This is a genomic window from Marinifilum sp. D737 (assembly GCF_026672275.1).
Classification (GTDB): Bacteria; Bacteroidota; Bacteroidia; order Bacteroidales; family Marinifilaceae; genus Marinifilum.
Genome location: NZ_JANQCD010000003.1, coordinates 1 through 17,232, shown reverse-complemented (window position 1 = coordinate 17,232; position 17,232 = coordinate 1). Strand labels below are relative to the sequence as shown.

The 17,232-nt window shown below is 38.3% G+C and carries 13 protein-coding genes; all 13 read right to left on the bottom strand.

Annotation, left to right across the window (positions count from 1 at the left end):
- Positions 1-4: 4 nt before the first annotated feature.
- Positions 5-1,270: an O-antigen ligase family protein gene (locus NQ163_RS03420; RefSeq protein ID WP_268188883.1), complete on the bottom strand. Its 1,266-nt coding sequence runs from the start codon at positions 1,268-1,270 to the stop codon at positions 5-7.
- Positions 1,267-2,226, bottom strand: coding sequence for a hypothetical protein (locus NQ163_RS03415; RefSeq protein ID WP_268188882.1), 960 nt, complete (start codon positions 2,224-2,226; stop codon positions 1,267-1,269). Before NQ163_RS03415 ends, NQ163_RS03420 begins: the two co-directional genes overlap by 4 nt.
- A gap of 3 nt (positions 2,227-2,229) precedes the next feature.
- Positions 2,230-3,435, bottom strand: a complete 1,206-nt coding sequence (locus tag NQ163_RS03410) for an ATP-grasp domain-containing protein (RefSeq protein ID WP_268188881.1) — start codon at positions 3,433-3,435, stop codon at positions 2,230-2,232.
- Between the two features lie 19 nt (positions 3,436-3,454).
- Positions 3,455-4,219, bottom strand: a complete 765-nt coding sequence (locus NQ163_RS03405) for a WbqC family protein (RefSeq protein WP_268188880.1) — start codon at positions 4,217-4,219, stop codon at positions 3,455-3,457.
- Between the two features lie 6 nt (positions 4,220-4,225).
- The gene (locus tag NQ163_RS03400) at positions 4,226-5,188 is read right to left on the bottom strand and encodes a glycosyltransferase (protein WP_268188879.1); all 963 of its coding nucleotides are present in this window, start codon (positions 5,186-5,188) and stop codon (positions 4,226-4,228) included.
- 9 nt (positions 5,189-5,197) lie between these two features.
- On the bottom strand, positions 5,198-6,382 hold the full coding sequence (locus NQ163_RS03395; RefSeq protein ID WP_326493314.1) for a DegT/DnrJ/EryC1/StrS family aminotransferase: 1,185 nt from the start codon (positions 6,380-6,382) through the stop codon (positions 5,198-5,200).
- Between the two features lie 40 nt (positions 6,383-6,422).
- Entirely contained in the window at positions 6,423-7,856 is a 1,434-nt protein-coding gene (locus tag NQ163_RS03390; protein ID WP_268188878.1) for an MOP flippase family protein, read from the bottom strand.
- A 12-nt stretch (positions 7,857-7,868) separates the two neighbouring features.
- Entirely contained in the window at positions 7,869-9,092 is a 1,224-nt protein-coding gene (wecB, locus tag NQ163_RS03385; protein ID WP_268188877.1) for a non-hydrolyzing UDP-N-acetylglucosamine 2-epimerase, read from the bottom strand.
- Positions 9,093-9,130: 38 nt separating this feature from the next.
- Entirely contained in the window at positions 9,131-10,417 is a 1,287-nt protein-coding gene (wecC, locus tag NQ163_RS03380) for a UDP-N-acetyl-D-mannosamine dehydrogenase (protein ID WP_268188876.1), read from the bottom strand.
- Positions 10,418-10,613: 196 nt separating this feature from the next.
- Entirely contained in the window at positions 10,614-11,138 is a 525-nt protein-coding gene (locus tag NQ163_RS03375) for a UpxY family transcription antiterminator (RefSeq protein WP_268188875.1), read from the bottom strand.
- A gap of 686 nt (positions 11,139-11,824) precedes the next feature.
- The gene (locus NQ163_RS03370) at positions 11,825-14,083 is read right to left on the bottom strand and encodes an NADP-dependent malic enzyme (protein WP_268188874.1); all 2,259 of its coding nucleotides are present in this window, start codon (positions 14,081-14,083) and stop codon (positions 11,825-11,827) included.
- Positions 14,084-14,505: 422 nt separating this feature from the next.
- Positions 14,506-15,867: a S41 family peptidase gene (locus tag NQ163_RS03365; protein WP_268188873.1), complete on the bottom strand. Its 1,362-nt coding sequence runs from the start codon at positions 15,865-15,867 to the stop codon at positions 14,506-14,508.
- A 459-nt stretch (positions 15,868-16,326) separates the two neighbouring features.
- Entirely contained in the window at positions 16,327-17,001 is a 675-nt protein-coding gene (locus NQ163_RS03360; protein WP_268188872.1) for a peptidoglycan DD-metalloendopeptidase family protein, read from the bottom strand.
- Positions 17,002-17,232 lie beyond the last annotated feature (231 nt).

Here is a 17,232-nt window from a genome sequence, read left to right as displayed (position 1 = left end):
GATCTTATCTTTTATAGAAAGGATATGAGGGCTTCATGTTTTTGTAAATGTCAGATTTCCTTTTAAAATCGATATAATGATTTACCCTTGATTCAATCAAAGCAATTCCAATGTAAATGGAAAGAAATACATCCACCAGAAAATAATTGGCTTGCTGAGTAGCCAAACATGACAGAAACATAAAAAACATTGCCATTGTCAATTGATTGTGACTACTTTCGGCCCCTGCAATGGCCCTGTAAAGTGTGATCAGAAATAACATATACAACACGAAACCAATAATTCCATTGTCAACTAAAGTTTGAATAAATCCATTGTGAGCAAATAAAGGCATGCCATCTTTCTGTTCATACCTTCGCATCGATTCTTCCATTCCCATGCCAAACAGATAGGTAACAAAGTTGCTTTCATAAAGATTGGTCAGATAAATATCAGCTATTTGTATACGACCAGATCCTACAGTTTCATAAGCCGATTTGTCTTCCTGCCCTGCCCGTTCATCCATGATCCTTCTTCGAAATCCCTCGTTGGTTTGAAACAATACCGACAAACCAATTGCCATCAGTACTCCAAAAACAGCAATTTTCCCTAAGTTTTTAAAAGATACTTTTCTGGCAAATAAAACGATAACACCAACCAAAAACATCATCCAACCTGTTCTTGTATAGGTTTTAAAAAGAAAAAACACACCTATAATCAGGATGGGAATCACGATAAAATTCACTTTAAAGTTCCCTCTTTTATTAACCACAAAATCAAGAAGCACTACACTTGCAACTGCCAGCACTGCCGACGTATAATGTGGTGCTCCGAGCATTCCAATTAATCCATCAATTTGTGTGTCCTCCATCCACAACATTGTGGTTACTGGTGCAGCAAACACTCCCAGGTAGTAGGGAATGTTGCACACGATAAAAAAGGCTGCCATGTAGACAGGTACCAACCTTAACTTTTTTAATGTACTCGCACTATTAATATTAAGGTAAATCCAATGCACAAAAATCGGTATGGTTAAATACTTTATAAAATTGATAATAGAATCTACCGGGAACTTAAAGAATGATACATTCACCAAATTCTTAGCTGCAAATAAGTAGGCCAGCACTAAAAAGGCATGCTTTGTTTCCTGACCAACTACTCGCGAGATCAAGAACAACAGTAAAGGCAGTTTCCACAAGTAAACCAACTCCTGTCCCCCAACTGTAAATCCTTTTAGGTAAAAAGCTACAAAAAAGATGAGAAACCAAAATGCGATTTCGATATACTTCATTGCTTCAACAATTGTATGATCAATTTGCAAATCCTATCCATATCTAATAAGCCGTAGCGCTGATCTACAGGAAGTGGAATGAGATATTTGGCCAATTTATATTCTAGTTTATCCGATTCAACATTTTGGGTTACACTTGGCCAATAGCTTGCAGTATAGATTTCCTGCAGCATCAATTCTTTTCGCAAATCATCATTTTCCACATAAAAAGGATAAACCATTGGTCCATCAATATCCGCATCATTAATGCTTAAGCCATTGTATCCTTTCAACTTTAAGTGTAGATATTGAAAATTACGATTCCTCCTGCTTTTAACTGCAGCATAGTCGATACTCGATAGAATTCTGTAGGTTAAATCCGACATCAATTTTATCTCCTGACCACACAAATACGCTTCATTTCTTTTGAATGCCGGATATCCATCATTAGGACCATTCTCCAGTCTTCGCAACAAGTGCTCACTTCTTTTCCACGATACCTCTTGCTTAAAATCCATATATGGTGCACTATCGGTACTCAAATAGGCTCCATCGCTTACTCCAAAAAACTTTCTTGCCGAATAAAAGGTATCGAAGCCTTGCGCTGGCTCTTCAAAAAAAGCCTGAGAATTGTCCACTATTAAATTGTGCATACGCCTTGTCAAAAAGTTCACATACCTCCCTTTTAATCCAAAGTAATTGATTACCAAAAAGGCCTCATCCTTTTCCGGATCAATAAGTTGATCTGGTTCCAACTGCATATTAATTGGGTACTTCTCATATTCCAGTCCCAATTTTAAAATGGGCTCCATGACTGCATCACAAGAATATTCAGGCAAATATATTTTTTGATATGCTCGAGCTCTTAGGATGTACTCCAGGCAGTTTCGTCCGGTATTTAAACGAATTAAATTCGGATAGTACTCCGATTCGAATCGGTTCTCCAACTCAAAATATCCACCAATCGCCCTAACCATATCCTATTCGAGTTCAACTGCTATAAATTCTTCAATCTTATCCATCATTTCGTTGCGTATCTCAAGGTTTGGAAATTCCAGAAGTCCAATTCCAACTGTACAGTTCGATCCCTTAAACGTGAAGACATCCCCACCCTTTTCAACCATCAACCTGATGTCAAGAACATAGTCGCTTATATTTTCATGAACCTTAACCGATTTGAATTTTCCATCCACATTGGAATGAATTACATATGTCGTATAAAACTTATCAATATCCTTACGGTTGTGGATTCTGGGCTCTTCTCCCATACAAGCATCCACGCTCATTTTTATCATATCAACATTACTGGCACATTTAATGATATCCGGAATACAATTGCCTCCGTTTCTCGCGCCAATCTCAATCAAAAACACCTCATCATTTTCATCTACAATCACTTCAATATTAAAGCCACCAAACTTTATTTTCAGCAAATCAATAGCTCGCTGCAAGTCCGATTGTATTTTAGCATGAATGTGTTCCGGTAACAAGGATGGGTAATTAATACTTGAAGGAACAAAGGGATTTACCTCAACATCGTTCCGCTGGTCTCCCAGGTAGTATGCAATAATTTTACCATCATATACAAAAATATCCCCATCCAATTGCGGATATTTCTTTTCAATAAACTCTTCTACAATAAACCTCTTACATCGCGAGAATTTCATGGCATAATCAATTGCCTTATCCATTTCCCAAAAGTCATTTACAGCACTAATCCCTTTGCTCCCACTGGAGTCAACTGGCTTTACAATAATAGGATACCTGAATTCATCACTGGAACCCGAAAAGTCCTTTAAACTTCCATAAGCTCCGTACGATGGCGTATTGAATTTCTTTAATCTTAAAAAGCTTTTATACAAATCCTTTTCGGAAAGTGTCTTAACCGATTTGTATGGATTTCCCGGCAATCCCATTTTCTCTGCCACATAAGCTGCGGTAGGTGCTGCCGGATCTGATGCATAAGCCAAAATACCATCTATCTCCAACTTTCGTCCCAATTTTAAAACCGCCTTCAAATCCGTGGTACTAACATTATAAAACTCATCGGAATATTTGTGTCCGGGATTATCTGGATTATAGTCACAAGTAATCACATGAAAGCCCTTGGCCTTTGCATATTTAATGCAAGGAATTTGAAAGGAGGTTCCCCCAAGAATTAGTATTTTTTTTGTTTGATTTTGCATGATGTGATCAGAAATTAAATCATCCGATTTTGAAATTGTTCAACAATTCTATCACCGCGGCTTTGTTATTAAACATCAGTACATCAATAATTGAAAGGTATGGAACAAAGTCATTTTCAAATTGCTTATAATTCACTTTTCCCGATTCTATAAAGCCCAAATCTATGCTATGCTTTGCAAAATAATCTTTGTGGTAAAGAGATTTTCCTCCAACCGGATTGATATAGGTATCACAAGCAAGCATCTTACTGATATGAATCAATCTATCCGCTTTTTCTTGTCCTTTTGTTTCGCGAAACTCTTCGGATGATTTCATCCAGTTCAAATCCATATTCAAATACCTGTAAACGGCAAGAATACTTACAATGGCAAGATCTCCTATATTTGAATAATCGCCAACAAATACAGATTCTATTACCTCCTTAACATCGTGATAATAGGGTGCTTTTGCGTATGCTAACTTTAGTTGATGACGAAATTTTTGAATAAACAATTGCTTTTCTACCAGCTCAATTTCATTGATGAGTTTGTTTTGACTTGCTTTCCGCAAAGGAATGGTAAACATGAATTCCTTTCCATTCACCAGTATTTGATTTCTGTTGATCCAGCCGCGTTTAATAAAGTTTACATCATCGTAAAAAACGACATTCTCAACAGCGTGAAGCAATTGAAAATATCCCAAATAAGGAAATACATAAGGTTGAATAATCGCAACACTTCCCGGAAGTGGAAATTCGCAGGTTCTTACCTGATTCTCCAATTTTTGATACGAATTTGGTCTCATAAGATATCAAACTACCATTTTCAATTTTTTACGGGTAGTATATACAAAGCAATACAGCGAATCGAATATTGGATATTGCGAAAGCATTAAATACGGAAAGCTTTCTCCAACCGATGAATCCTTAAAAAACTGATGACACTTTTCTCTCAAATCCTCATCCTTCAAGAATATCGCAAATTTTAGCAGTTCACGATGATACATCTTGTTGATAAATGGTTCTAAATCTTCACATCCAAACTTCTTGATGTAGTGTCTCTTAATCTCATATCGATCACTAAAGAACCTGAAATCTCCCATTACATCCAGTCCATGAGTAGCAGACGTTCCATGAATACGATAGGTAATGGTATCATCGGCCAAATAATGAACTTTCATCCTGGCAGCAGATTCTATCCACAAAGGATAATCACCCATTCTCCAATTGTGCTTCCTGATTGGTTCTCCAATTCGAATGGTCTGCAACAAATCATTTCGCATACAAACCGATGCTGTGGCAATGTGATTCCCTCTTATTAAATCTGAAAGAACATTTCCACACGGCAAATTCTTACCATCTCTAACCCCTCTTAAGAATTTATCTCCTTTTTGACATGAAAAATTGGTATGGACCAATCCATAATCAGGATTTGCTTCCAGAAAGTCAACCTGCTTCTGCAATTTATAAGGATCAGTCCAATAATCATCACCCTCACAAAAAGCTACATATGTCCCTCTGCAGGCATCATCCGTTCTTTGATCATTAATAGTTGCTCCTACATTTTGCTCACTTGTTATTACTCGAATAATATCAGGATATTTCACAGCATATTCCTGTATTATCTCCATAGTTTTATCCGTACTGCAATCTTCGCCGATAATATATTCGAAATCAAAATCTGTTTTCTGATTCAAGATTCCTTCAATACACCGAGCAATGTATTTCTCGTGATTGTAGGTTATGGTTTTTACACTTACCAAAGGCTTGTCCATAAGACTCGTTTATTTTTCTTTAGGGAATTTTCTTTTCTCTTTATAGGTTTTCAGAACCTTTACTGGTACTTTATTTGAATCAACTTGTACCATTTCAGAAATAATGGAAATGATCAAATCAACGATTTCGTCTGCCAAATCAGGATACAAAGGCAAGCAAATAATCTGCCTTGATACCTCATAGGCAATATCTAAGCCTTTGGCCGAAGGCAAACCTCTATAGGTTGGAAACTCACTTATCAATGGGTAAAAATATCTTCGTCCATAAATTCCATTTTTCTTTAATTCTTCAAACAAATCATCTCTACTTCTGCCAAATTCCGACTCCTCAATAAATATTGGAAAATAAGAATAATTGTAATCTACCTCCTGTGGTTCATCCAGATATCTTACTCCAGGAATATTCTTCAATCCTTTCTTGTACTTTTCTGTGATATGCTTGCGTCCATCAATTACGGTATCGAAATATTTCAATTGTAACAATCCATAAGCCGCCTGCAATTCATTCATTTTAGCATTAATTCCCGGAGCAACTACTGTGGTTTCGTTCGCAATTCCAAAATTCTTAAGGTAATCCAATCGCTTCTTGGTCTTGATATCATGACAAATAATTGCTCCCCCTTCAATGGTATTGAATACCTTGGTAGCATGGAAACTAACAATGGATAAATCTCCATAATTCAGAACACTTGACCCCTTTAATCGAACTCCAAAGGCATGAGCTGCATCATAAATTACCTTTAAGCCATAGTAATCTGCCATGTCCTGAATTTTGTCTACCTCACAAGGATTACCATACACATGAACCGGAAGAATGGCAGTAGTTGCCGGTGTTATGGCAGCCTCAATTCTCTCGGGATCCAAATTGCAATAGTCAGGCTCTATATCTACAAAAACAGGCTTGATATCGTTCCACCATAATGAATGCGTTGTGGCCACAAAACTATAAGGTGTGGTAATTACTTCTCCCTTTATTCTTAAACACTGCAGCGCAGCCATTAAAGCCAAGGTGCCATTTGCAAACAATACAACATAGGGAACTCCCAGGTAGTTTGCCAACGCCTTTTCAAATTCCTGATGATATTTTCCATTATTGGTAAGCCATCTGCTATCCCAAATGTCAGCCAATAAAGGAATAAACTCGTTAAGAGGTGGCAATTGAGGTCTTGTTACTAATATTTTACGTTTTTCCATCTTCGTGTCGGTATTATCCTAAACTGATTTTAAATCAAATTCAGGTTTTAAGTTCTTTAAGAATTAAAATACCATCGCTAACTGCTTCTTGTTTTGTAGCACAAGCCAATAGTAGGTATGTACCGATACCTGCCAGTATCTGAAAAGAGAGTGAAAGAATCTGATTTTGTATTAACCAACCAATGCTCATAACTGCAGCAGTCACAAGAGTGATTAAAAAGGTTTGACTCACGTCTTTAATTTGGTTGATGGTTGAGTAGGAAATTAATTTCCCCGTATAATATGCATTGATAAAAAAGCTTATGAAAGAGGTTACTATTTGTCCAATAATTAATCCCATTATTCCCCATTGCAAGCCAATAACAATTGCCAATACAACAAATATTTTTTTAATGATTTCCAGGTAAAGAAATAAATCGGATCGTCCTTTTACCTTAAGAATGTTCAGGTTTGATGAATGCAATGTGTAGATCATACCTGCAATACACAAGAGTTGAAAGTAAGGAACAGATGGCATCCATTTTTCTCCCAAAACAATTGAAAACAATGGTTCAGCCATTACAGCCAGTCCAATCATTAATGGAAAATTGATAAAGACCAAAAGCTTAATGAGTTTTCTGAATCCCATTCGAAGGCGTTCATCCTCATCCTGAATTTTTGAAAAAGCAGGAAATGTAACGTTGCCAACAACCTGTGCCAAAGTAGCAACGGGTACTTGCTGAAATTTTTTAGCCTGATCGTAAAATCCCAATGCCGTAGCTGAGAACATTCTACCAATTACCAGCAAATAAATGTTTTCAAACGTCTGACTAATCAATCCTGACAACAACAACTTCGATCCAAAATTGAATAAACCTTTAAATGACTTGATTGAAAAAACCAGACTTGGTCGCCAGGAACTCCTGATCCAAAACAATAGGGTTCTAAATACATATATACCCATTACCTGTGCAGCCAAAGCCCATACTCCAAAGTTCAATAATGCCAAACTAACTCCTAATACTGCCGACAAAATATTTGCTGCTACAACAACTTGTGCAATGGCTTTAAAATTCATGTCGATCTTGAACTTTACAAATTGAATCAAGCCAAAAGAGTTGATCACCAAAATCAAGCAAACTACTCTTGTAAGATCCACCAGTTCAGGGGTTCTAAAAAAATCAGCAATCAAAGGAGCTGCAAAAAACAAGATCAGGTAAAGAACTATTCCTATGCTAATATTAAAGAAGAATACCGTTGAAAAATCTATCTGATCAGCATTCTTTTTCTGTATCAAAGCATTATCAAAACCACTATCGATAAAGGCCTGCGATACCGCGATAAAAATGGCAAGCATCCCAAGTAAACCAAAATCCCGGGGCTCTAACAATCTGGCCAAAATAATTTGCGATATCAAAAGGATAAATTGACTCCCAAACTTTTCCACAAAGCTCCAGAAAACGCCTTTAATGGTTTTGCTCTTTAAATCAGACATGCTTTTGTAAAGCTAGGCAACAATACGTTCCCGAATGGATGATGCTTTTTTCAATTCCTGTACAATCCTGATGCAAGCTTTCCCATCACCATATGGATTGATGGACTGAGCCATTTTTCGATAAGTTGCATCTTCATGGAACAACAAGTCAACCGATTCTATGATTTTCTGAGAATCCGTACCAACCAACTTTACTGTTCCAGCAGTTAAAGCTTCCGGTCTTTCCGTTGTATCCCTCATTACAAGAACTGGTTTGCCCAGGAATGGCGCCTCTTCCTGGATGCCTCCCGAATCGGTAAGTATCAAGTAAGATAAATCCATCAGGTAAACAAATGGCAGATAATCAATCGGATCAATTAGGAAGATATTGTTATTTGAGTTGCTTTCTGAATCTGCTCCTTGTCCTAAAATATCATAAACTGGTTTTTGAACATTAGGATTCAAATGAACCGGATATACAAAATCTACTTCCGGATGTTTCTCAGCTAAAAACTTAATTGACTCACATATATTTAAAAATCCTCTTCCAAAATTTTCCCTTCTATGTCCTGTAATCAATACCATTTTGCGGGTTCGATATACCCACTCGGCAACCCGACCGGTAGAAATTCCTTTGGCTTGCAACACATTCACAATATCCATAACCACTTTCGAAGAGCGATGTATTTTTGTAAGCGTAAGCTGAAGCGCATCAATCACAGTATTGCCAGTAACCACAATTCTGCTTTTTGAAATTCCTTCATCCATTAAATTCTTTTGTGCCATTATGGTTGGTGCAAAATGCCACTGAGCCAAACGACCTGTAATCTGTCTGTTGGCTTCCTCGGGCCAAGGAGAATACAAATTATTGGTACGCAAACCTGCCTCGATATGAGCCACAGGAATTTGCTGATAATAAGCCGCCAAAGCCGTTGTGGATGATGTGGTAGTATCGCCATGAACCAGAACCAAATCTGGATCTGCCACTTTCAATACATCTCTCATACCTATTAAAACTCGGCTGGTAACATCGTATAAATCCTGACCTGATTTCATGATTTGCAAATCATATTCAGGTACGATTTCGAAAAGATTCAACACCTGATCCAACATCTCGCGGTGTTGGCCTGTTACACATACTATGGTTTCAAACTGTTCCGGATATTTCTGAAACTCCTTAACCAAAGGTGCCATTTTAATAGCTTCTGGCCGAGTACCAAAAACCAACAATACTCTATATTTATTATTATCACTCATTTTCTTAATCATTAGATGGTAAAAAAGTAGTAGCCGTATTATCTTAACTTCTTCCTTTTGTTCTCCCTTGGCTTAGGAATTTCAACAGGAATTTCATTAAAGATTTTCTCCTGGTGATTGGTAACTCCGCAGAAATCGAGAATTACTTTCTCATCAGAAAATGGAAGGTTTTTGAACTCATTGTGTGCCACCAAATAAACAATCATATCTGCCATATCGAAAGCAATCTGGTAATCACAAATCTGGAAGCTTGGATGCTCTTCAATATTAGGCTCAACAATTAAGTAATCATCCTGTTGCGATTGCGTAATTTTATTGGCGATATACATGGCTGGCGATTCTCTTAAATCATCGATATTAGGTTTAAAAGCCAATCCCATTACTGCAATTTTGGGTTCATACCCACGATCTAACTGAAACTGCAATCGTGCATTTTTAATTTTCTCGACACACCAAAATGCCTTGTAATTATTGATTTCGCGTGCTTTACCAATGATTTGACTTTCCAAAGGATATTCAGAAACAATAAAGTAAGGATCTACAGCAATGCAATGACCACCTACACCACAACCCGGACTAAGTATATTTACCCTTGGATGCTTGTTGGCCAATTCAATCAACTCCCAAACATTAATTCCTGCCTTTTCGCAAATCACTGATAGTTCGTTGGCAAATGCGATTTGTACGTCGCGAGAAGAATTCTCAACCAGCTTACACATTTCGGCAGTTCGAGAGTTTGTTTTGTGAAGTTCTCCTACCACAAAGTTTCGGAAGAATTCACATGCCATTTCGGTCGACATTTCATCAATTCCACCAATTACCCTATCGTTGTTCTCCAACTCGTAAATGATATTCCCTGGAAGTACACGTTCCGGACAATAGGCGATAAATATTCGATCTTCCAGCTCAGGGCGTTTGGCATATATTAAATCTCTCACCTTCTCGGTAGTTCCAACCGGTGACGTGGATTCTATAATGAATAAATCGCCTTCTTTTAATACCGGAATTGCTGCCTTGGTGGCATCCATTACATATGAAATATCGGGTTCGTGATTTCCCTTAAAAGGAGTTGGAACCGCAATGGTATAAACATCAGCTTCCTGAACTTCGGTATAAGCGGAAAGCAAATTGTCCTCTACAACCTGATGCACCAACTCATCCAAATCGGGTTCTACAATAATAATTTCACCCAAATTTACTGCCTCTACTACCTTTGGATTTACATCTACTCCTTGCACACGAATCCCACTTCTAGCAATAAGTGAGGCCGTAGGAAGTCCGATATACCCCAATCCAATTGTGGTAACTACTTCAAACTTACTCATAAAATTTTCTGATTTCTGCGATACTGTAATCAGAAGCTGTTTAAATTTGTTTTTAGAGTTTTTTATCGATGAAAAAGAAGAGTAACCAGGCAAATTTTATTTAAATAGTGGTTTTATTTAAATAGAATTTAACGAAGTTAGACTTCATTTATTCATATAAAAAAACTGAAGGATAACTTTAAACAGTTTCTTTGTATCAAGCGACGGGTTGAACTTGTTTAATCTTGTCTAACGAAATATCAGTATAAACACAAGTTCCCAAAGAATCGAATCGGATTACAATACGATCCTTGCCTTTTATTTGAATGATCTCGCCTTTGATTCCCTTGAAAGGACCACCCATTATTTCTACCAATTCTCCTTTTTCCAAATTCTCATGACTTAAATCTACTTTGCGATTTTCATCCTCCAGAAAAATTCGAAGAGCCTGAATCTGATGTTCAGGTATAGGCACAGCTTTGCCACCAAAAGTTACATATCCAACAGCGTAAGCAGAATTGATTACGTTGTAATACTCCCTTTCACTGACTTTCACAAACAAATAAGATCGAATCAATGGTTCTTCAACCCATTTGGTTCGATCGCTCCACTGACGAAGCTCTTTTTTTAAAGGAAGGTAGCACTCAATATTCTTTGAGCACAATTCTTTGTACAGCCTCTTTTCTGCACGCGATTTGGTATAAATCGCGTGCCAAAAGTAAGGCCTTCTTAAGGCTTGCATGGTTGATTGAGTTTAAGGTTTATACTCGTGAATTAAAAGATCTGCATCTAAAATGATTCTGGTTGTAGGGTGGTTGAAGCCCTAAAATCATCTCATCAGCGTATAGCGCTCTGGTTCATTTTATATGATGTCTCGGCACAGCTTCGCTTCCTCGGTCACAGGAAACAGTTATGCCGATTCATTTTTTGCACATTAAAACTCGAAAAGCTCAAAGCTTTTCCTGGGCGGATGATAGTTGGTTTGGGTAGTAATTAATTTCATTACATAAAGCTGGGTCCTGTCTTCATGTAAACCGAAAAAACACCAGATTTTTCTTTCTCGTATTTTTAAAACGGTAAATAAAATTTCGTAAGATTTTCTGAGTTGAACAAATATACCCCCTCATTACTTAGATTGAGTCTAAGTTATTTTGGTAAGAGTATCTTCTCGCATGATCAACCTTCACTTTAACCTGACAATCAGTAGCTAAGAAAAATTAAACATAGCGTATTGTTTTATTTTTCCTTAAACAATATAGGTATTAACAATTCTTAAACCCACTATTTATCATGACATTAGACAGTTTATCTATAATATTTTTCAAACGAAACACCGACGGTTTGCAAATAAAAACCTGTTAGAAAGAAATATTCCAACAGGTTTAAATAATATTAATAAGCTGAGTATGCTTAATGGGTTAATTCAACTTATTGCGCATCTACCACAGCAATGGTTACCATATTTACAATCTCGCGAACCGAACTTTCCAATGGTACAATGTGAATGGATTTGTTCATACCCAAAAGAATTGGTCCAATGGCTTCTGCTCCGCCAATCTCCTGCATCATTTTATAGGCAATATTACCACTACTCAGGTTCGGGAATATGATGGTATTCACCCTGCGCCAACCCAATTTCGAGAAAGGAAACATTTTGGTTCTAAGCTCAGGATTTAAAGCAAAATTCATTTGAATGTCACCATCCACAATCAAGTCCGGATGTTCGTGATGAAGAATCTCCACTGCTTTTTGCACTCGAACCGGACTGCCATCTCTAATGGAACCAAAATTGGAGTATGAAACCATTGCAATTACAGGTTCAATATTAAACTTGCGCACTGCCTCAGCCGTTAGTAAGGTGGTATCCACCAAAGTTTGAGCATCGGGACGAGGGTTTACCGTTGTATCCGAGAAGAAGATTGGTCCTTGCCTGGTCATCAATAAATACATACCAGCTATGTGATTGATGTCGGATTTGATTCCCACAGTTTGGATTGCAGGCTTAATGGTATCGGCATATTTCGATGTTGATCCACTAATGAAAGCATCAGCTTCACCAGTTTCTACCATCATGGCACCAAAATAATTTCGGTTGGTCATTTTATCAACTGCCTCGTTGTAGGTAAGTCCTTTACGATTGCGCTTTCGGAACAATATTTTCGCATACTCCTCTCTTCTTGAGCGTTCTTCCGCCCCTCTCCAATTGATAATTGGTACACCATCCAAATCTAAATCATTCTCTTGAATTACTTTGTGGATGTGTTCCGGATTACCCAACAATATTGGCACTGCAATTCCCTCGTGAAGAACTGTTTGTGCAGCTTTTAAAACTTTAAAATTAGCACCTTCGGCAAATACAACACGTTTCGGATTTCGCTTGGCTTTGTCAGTTAAAGCTCGCAGCAACTTGTTGTCTCTGCCCAACCTTTGTTCCAGCTGAGTTTTGTACTCCTCCCAATTGTGAATTGGAGCTTTTGCAATGCCTGAATCCATAGCTGCCTTGGCCACAGCAGGAGCTACCACAGTCAGCAATCTCGGATCAAGTGGTTTCGGAATAATGTAATCCTTACCATAGCTAAGATTCATTTCGTGATATGCCGTATTTACGATATCAGGAACATCCTCTTTGGCCAGTTTTGCCAATGCTTTTACGGCAGCAATTTTCATTTCCTCGTTTATACCCGTAGCTTTAACATCCAATGCTCCGCGGAAAATAAATGGGAATCCCAACACATTGTTTACCTGGTTCGGGTGATCGGATCTACCCGTTGCCATCACCAGATCCTTACGGGTTTTCATTGCCAGTTCGTAGGCAATTTCAGGATTGGGATTGGCCAGTGCAAAAACGATTGGTCTATCGGCCATGCTTTTTACCATACTTGGTTTTAGCACGTTGGCTACCGATAAGCCCAAAAACATATCGGCACCATCCATGGCATCTTCCAGGGTTTTCACATTAATCGATGTAACAAATTCCTTTTTGATATCACTTAAATCAGTACGCGATTTGTGAATTACTCCTTTGCTATCGAGCATGATGATGTTCTTTTTCTTCACACCCAATGCAATGTAAAGACGAGTGCAGGCAACTGCCGATGCACCTGCTCCATTCACTACAATTCTTATATCGCTTAGTTTTTTCTTTTGTATCTCAACAGCATTCAACAAACCTGCTGCCGAAATGATTGCCGTACCATGCTGGTCATCATGCATGATCGGAATGTCCAATTCCTTTTTCAAGCGATCCTCGATGGCAAAACATTCCGGTGCCTTAATGTCTTCCAGGTTAATACCGCCAAAAGTAGGAGCAATCCCTTTTACAATTTTCACGAACTCATCTACATCCTTGCTGTCCACCTCAATATCGAATACATCAATATCTGCAAAAATTTTAAACAGCAAGCCCTTCCCTTCCATCACTGGCTTACCTGCTTCAGCACCAATATCGCCCAAGCCCAAAACAGCTGTACCATTCGAAATTACAGCTACCAGGTTACCTTTAGCCGTGTACTTGTAAACATCGTTTGGATTTGCCTCGATCTGCAAGCAAGGCTCTGCCACCCCCGGAGAGTAAGCAAGCGATAAATCCAATTGTGTGGAATGTGGTTTGGTTGGGATCACCTCGATTTTCCCGGGACGTTTGCCTTCGTGATACCGAAGTGCATCCTCTTTGGTAAATTTTGCCATGATAAGTGTTAGTTTGAGCGCAATTGTTTTTGATTTTGCAGGCTTGCAGAACGCAAGATAAAGAGGACTAATAGACGAAGCTATGAGGTACACTCGTAAAACGTCTCAACTTCACGGTCCTTTCTTAGGTGGGTTTTACACTATTAAAATTCCGACATTCTGTTCTTAATGGAAAGATGTAAATTCATGTTGTTCAACATGGTTTGGATTCTTATTACATTCCATTTAATCTCCTCACCCTACCCCTCTCCTCCGAGGAGAGGGAACTGGAGCTGCCAAGATTTTGCAGTATACTCCCCTTCTACTCGAGAAGAAGGGGCTAGGGACATGAGGTGAGAGAGCTGGACACAAAAAAACCGCCAAAGAATTAAATCTTGTGGCGGTTTTTAAAGTTCTATTTTCAATACATGCTAAGCATGTTCTCAATTAATCTCATCTCTAAACTCAAAATCTTGAATCAATACATCAGGCTGAACTCCCTTGTTCAGATTTGTGCCACCATACTGTATAAATTCCTTTGGCGAAACATAAAAAGTGATTTTCGTGTTAGGCAGTTTGTACATCAGGAAATCACCATAGTAACGTATGTTTTCACCTGTAGCTTTGTTGCCTACAATGCTTCCCAAACCCTTCTCTTTTACCACACCTGCAAAGGTTGCTGCAGCACTATTCGATCGTGCGTTGATCAGAACATATACCTCCCCGGTAAAGGCCGATTCCTTGTAATTGGGTTTGTAGGTATAGGCAGTACTATCCATATAGAACAAAGTATCGTTGGGCAGTTTTTCGATACGAGTATATAATTCAGGTCGCTTTTGCTTGTAGTTTGCTTTCAGCTCCTCACTTACCCTAATTCCTATGCTTTTGTATTGTGAGTAGCTTTTATCCGTTAAGTAATTCAGCAAACTATCTACCGCGCGACTTCTGCCTCCCGGATTATTCCTAACATCAATAATCAACTGCTTGCTGCCTTTGCTTTTTATCTCTTGAAAAGCATCTTTCAAAAATTGATTGTATTGCGCATCACCATAAAAAGAGGCAATGCTCATTTTTGCAATTTGTTGATCATCTGAAAAAGCCAGGTGATACTTCTCGGGATTTTGCCAAGATCCGTATTTTTTCTTCAATTCGAAGTATTTGGCATTGCTAACTCCATTTATGGCAAGCGGTGTATCCTCTCCCATTAGCTTTAGGCGATAAACATTACTTTCGCCATACAAAGCCCAGAAAGACATGGCAAACATCTTCTCTACAGATCGATCTCCACATTCCCGACCTCTCACTCCTACTGTATTTCTCATGTCCTGCAAAATCTGACCCGAAGCAATGTTGTTAATTGCCAATATTTGCTTGCCTGCAATATCAAGCGAGCGATCTTCAGCAAAATATTCGTTTACATACAACCTATGATCCTTGACTGTTATGGAAAAAGGCATGCTTAGCCCTCCTCCATCAATCATGTACTTTTTTCTTTCGCTGTATGGGAATGAAATGCCAGTATGAGTATCCTCCAATTCGCCCAACAACCTGGCCATATGCACATAAAATTGGTTGATCGACATACTATCGGGCATTTGTTTTTCTACAATATTTCCATGCATACTCCACTCAAATGCAAATACTTCATTTAAAATCAAGGGATGCATGTTCACCACCTTGTTTTGTAAAAACCATAAGTCTTCAATCAATTCCGCTTTTTCAAAGTAAGTGGGTTTGTAGTCTTGTGCTGTTGCGGATTGGAATACAAACACAGAGAAAACAATCGAGATTAATACGCTTTTCATTTGTACAATTTTAGAAGAAACAACTAGCAATCATCTATTTAATTAAATCATTCTAAATTAACCATATAAACAAAAACACCCAACCCCATTCACCAATCCATCCTAATTCCAAATAAGACCATTACAAAACTACCCTATCAATTCGCACTTAACCAATAAATTCCATAACGGTTTCACTACTCAAAACCTTTAATCAGGATTAACAAACACTTTATCATTTATTAAGAATCATTTATAGCAATTATATAGAATGTAAGGTTGATTTTCAACTTTACCATATTATTAAGGTTTTCTTAATACAGGAAAATAAATGTGCTACACACCCCATAATTCGTAGCACAGGACAAAACTTAACATTCTGTATAAACTTAATTTTTAGGGCAATCGACTACTTGCCATTTCCTTTTGTCAGAAAAACAGTGAATCAAGCACTTAATACGCTCCCCATTGGTGATATAATCACTTCAATCTCAAAATCAAATTGGGATCAGGGCAGGTGTTGAGGTAGTTTTCTCGATCGGCTTGATTGGAAACGCCCGGAAAATCTCCCTCACACCCATTCATATCGGCTATGATCTGGAAATGCAGGTGGGTTGGCCAATTGCCATTCTCCTGGTCGTTGCCCAGTTCGGCAAAAAGCTCGCCTTGCTTTATCTCTTGTCCTACACTTTTCCCTTTCAGCGATTCAACAGAGAGATGTCCGTACAGGGTATAGAAAGTTGTTCCTTCTACACAATGCTCTAATATGATGGTTGGGCCATAATCGCCAAAGGCATGGTTGTTTTTAAAGCTATGGATTTTACCATCCAAAGGTGCTGCAATGTTGGTATTGGCTGCCAACCAAACGTCGGTTCCCAGGTGAATGCTTCGTGCATCTTCGCCCTCGCCAAAGTGTTTGCTCTTGCGATAAATCAACCTGTCCTCGTTGTATCCGCCAATGGCATATTTGGCGCCAGTCTGCCTTAAGCAATCCGAAATGTATTGCTGCAATGTCTCTACAGAACTTAAGTCTATGGAATAGAGGAATTCATTATCGATGGAAAGATCGAGCAGGTGATGCTTCTCTTGATTTAAGTTGAATGGGAAAATATCGGTAAAGAGGTGTTGATTGTTTTTTAGTATTTGTGATAACATTATTGTATTGGTTTAGTTATTTATAGTCCTCAAGCCGGACAGGCTCTGACTTTTTTCATTGATAAAAAAGTCAGCAAAATCCCGATAGCTATCGGGACTAGGGCGTGTAAGCCCAAACTACTTCTACTTGAAAACCTTAAGTGCGGCGGGGTGATCTTCTCTCCCGATTATGAATTTTGTTGCATTTGGCTCCCAAATGCTTACAAATTCTATTTCGGGACGAAGCTTCCC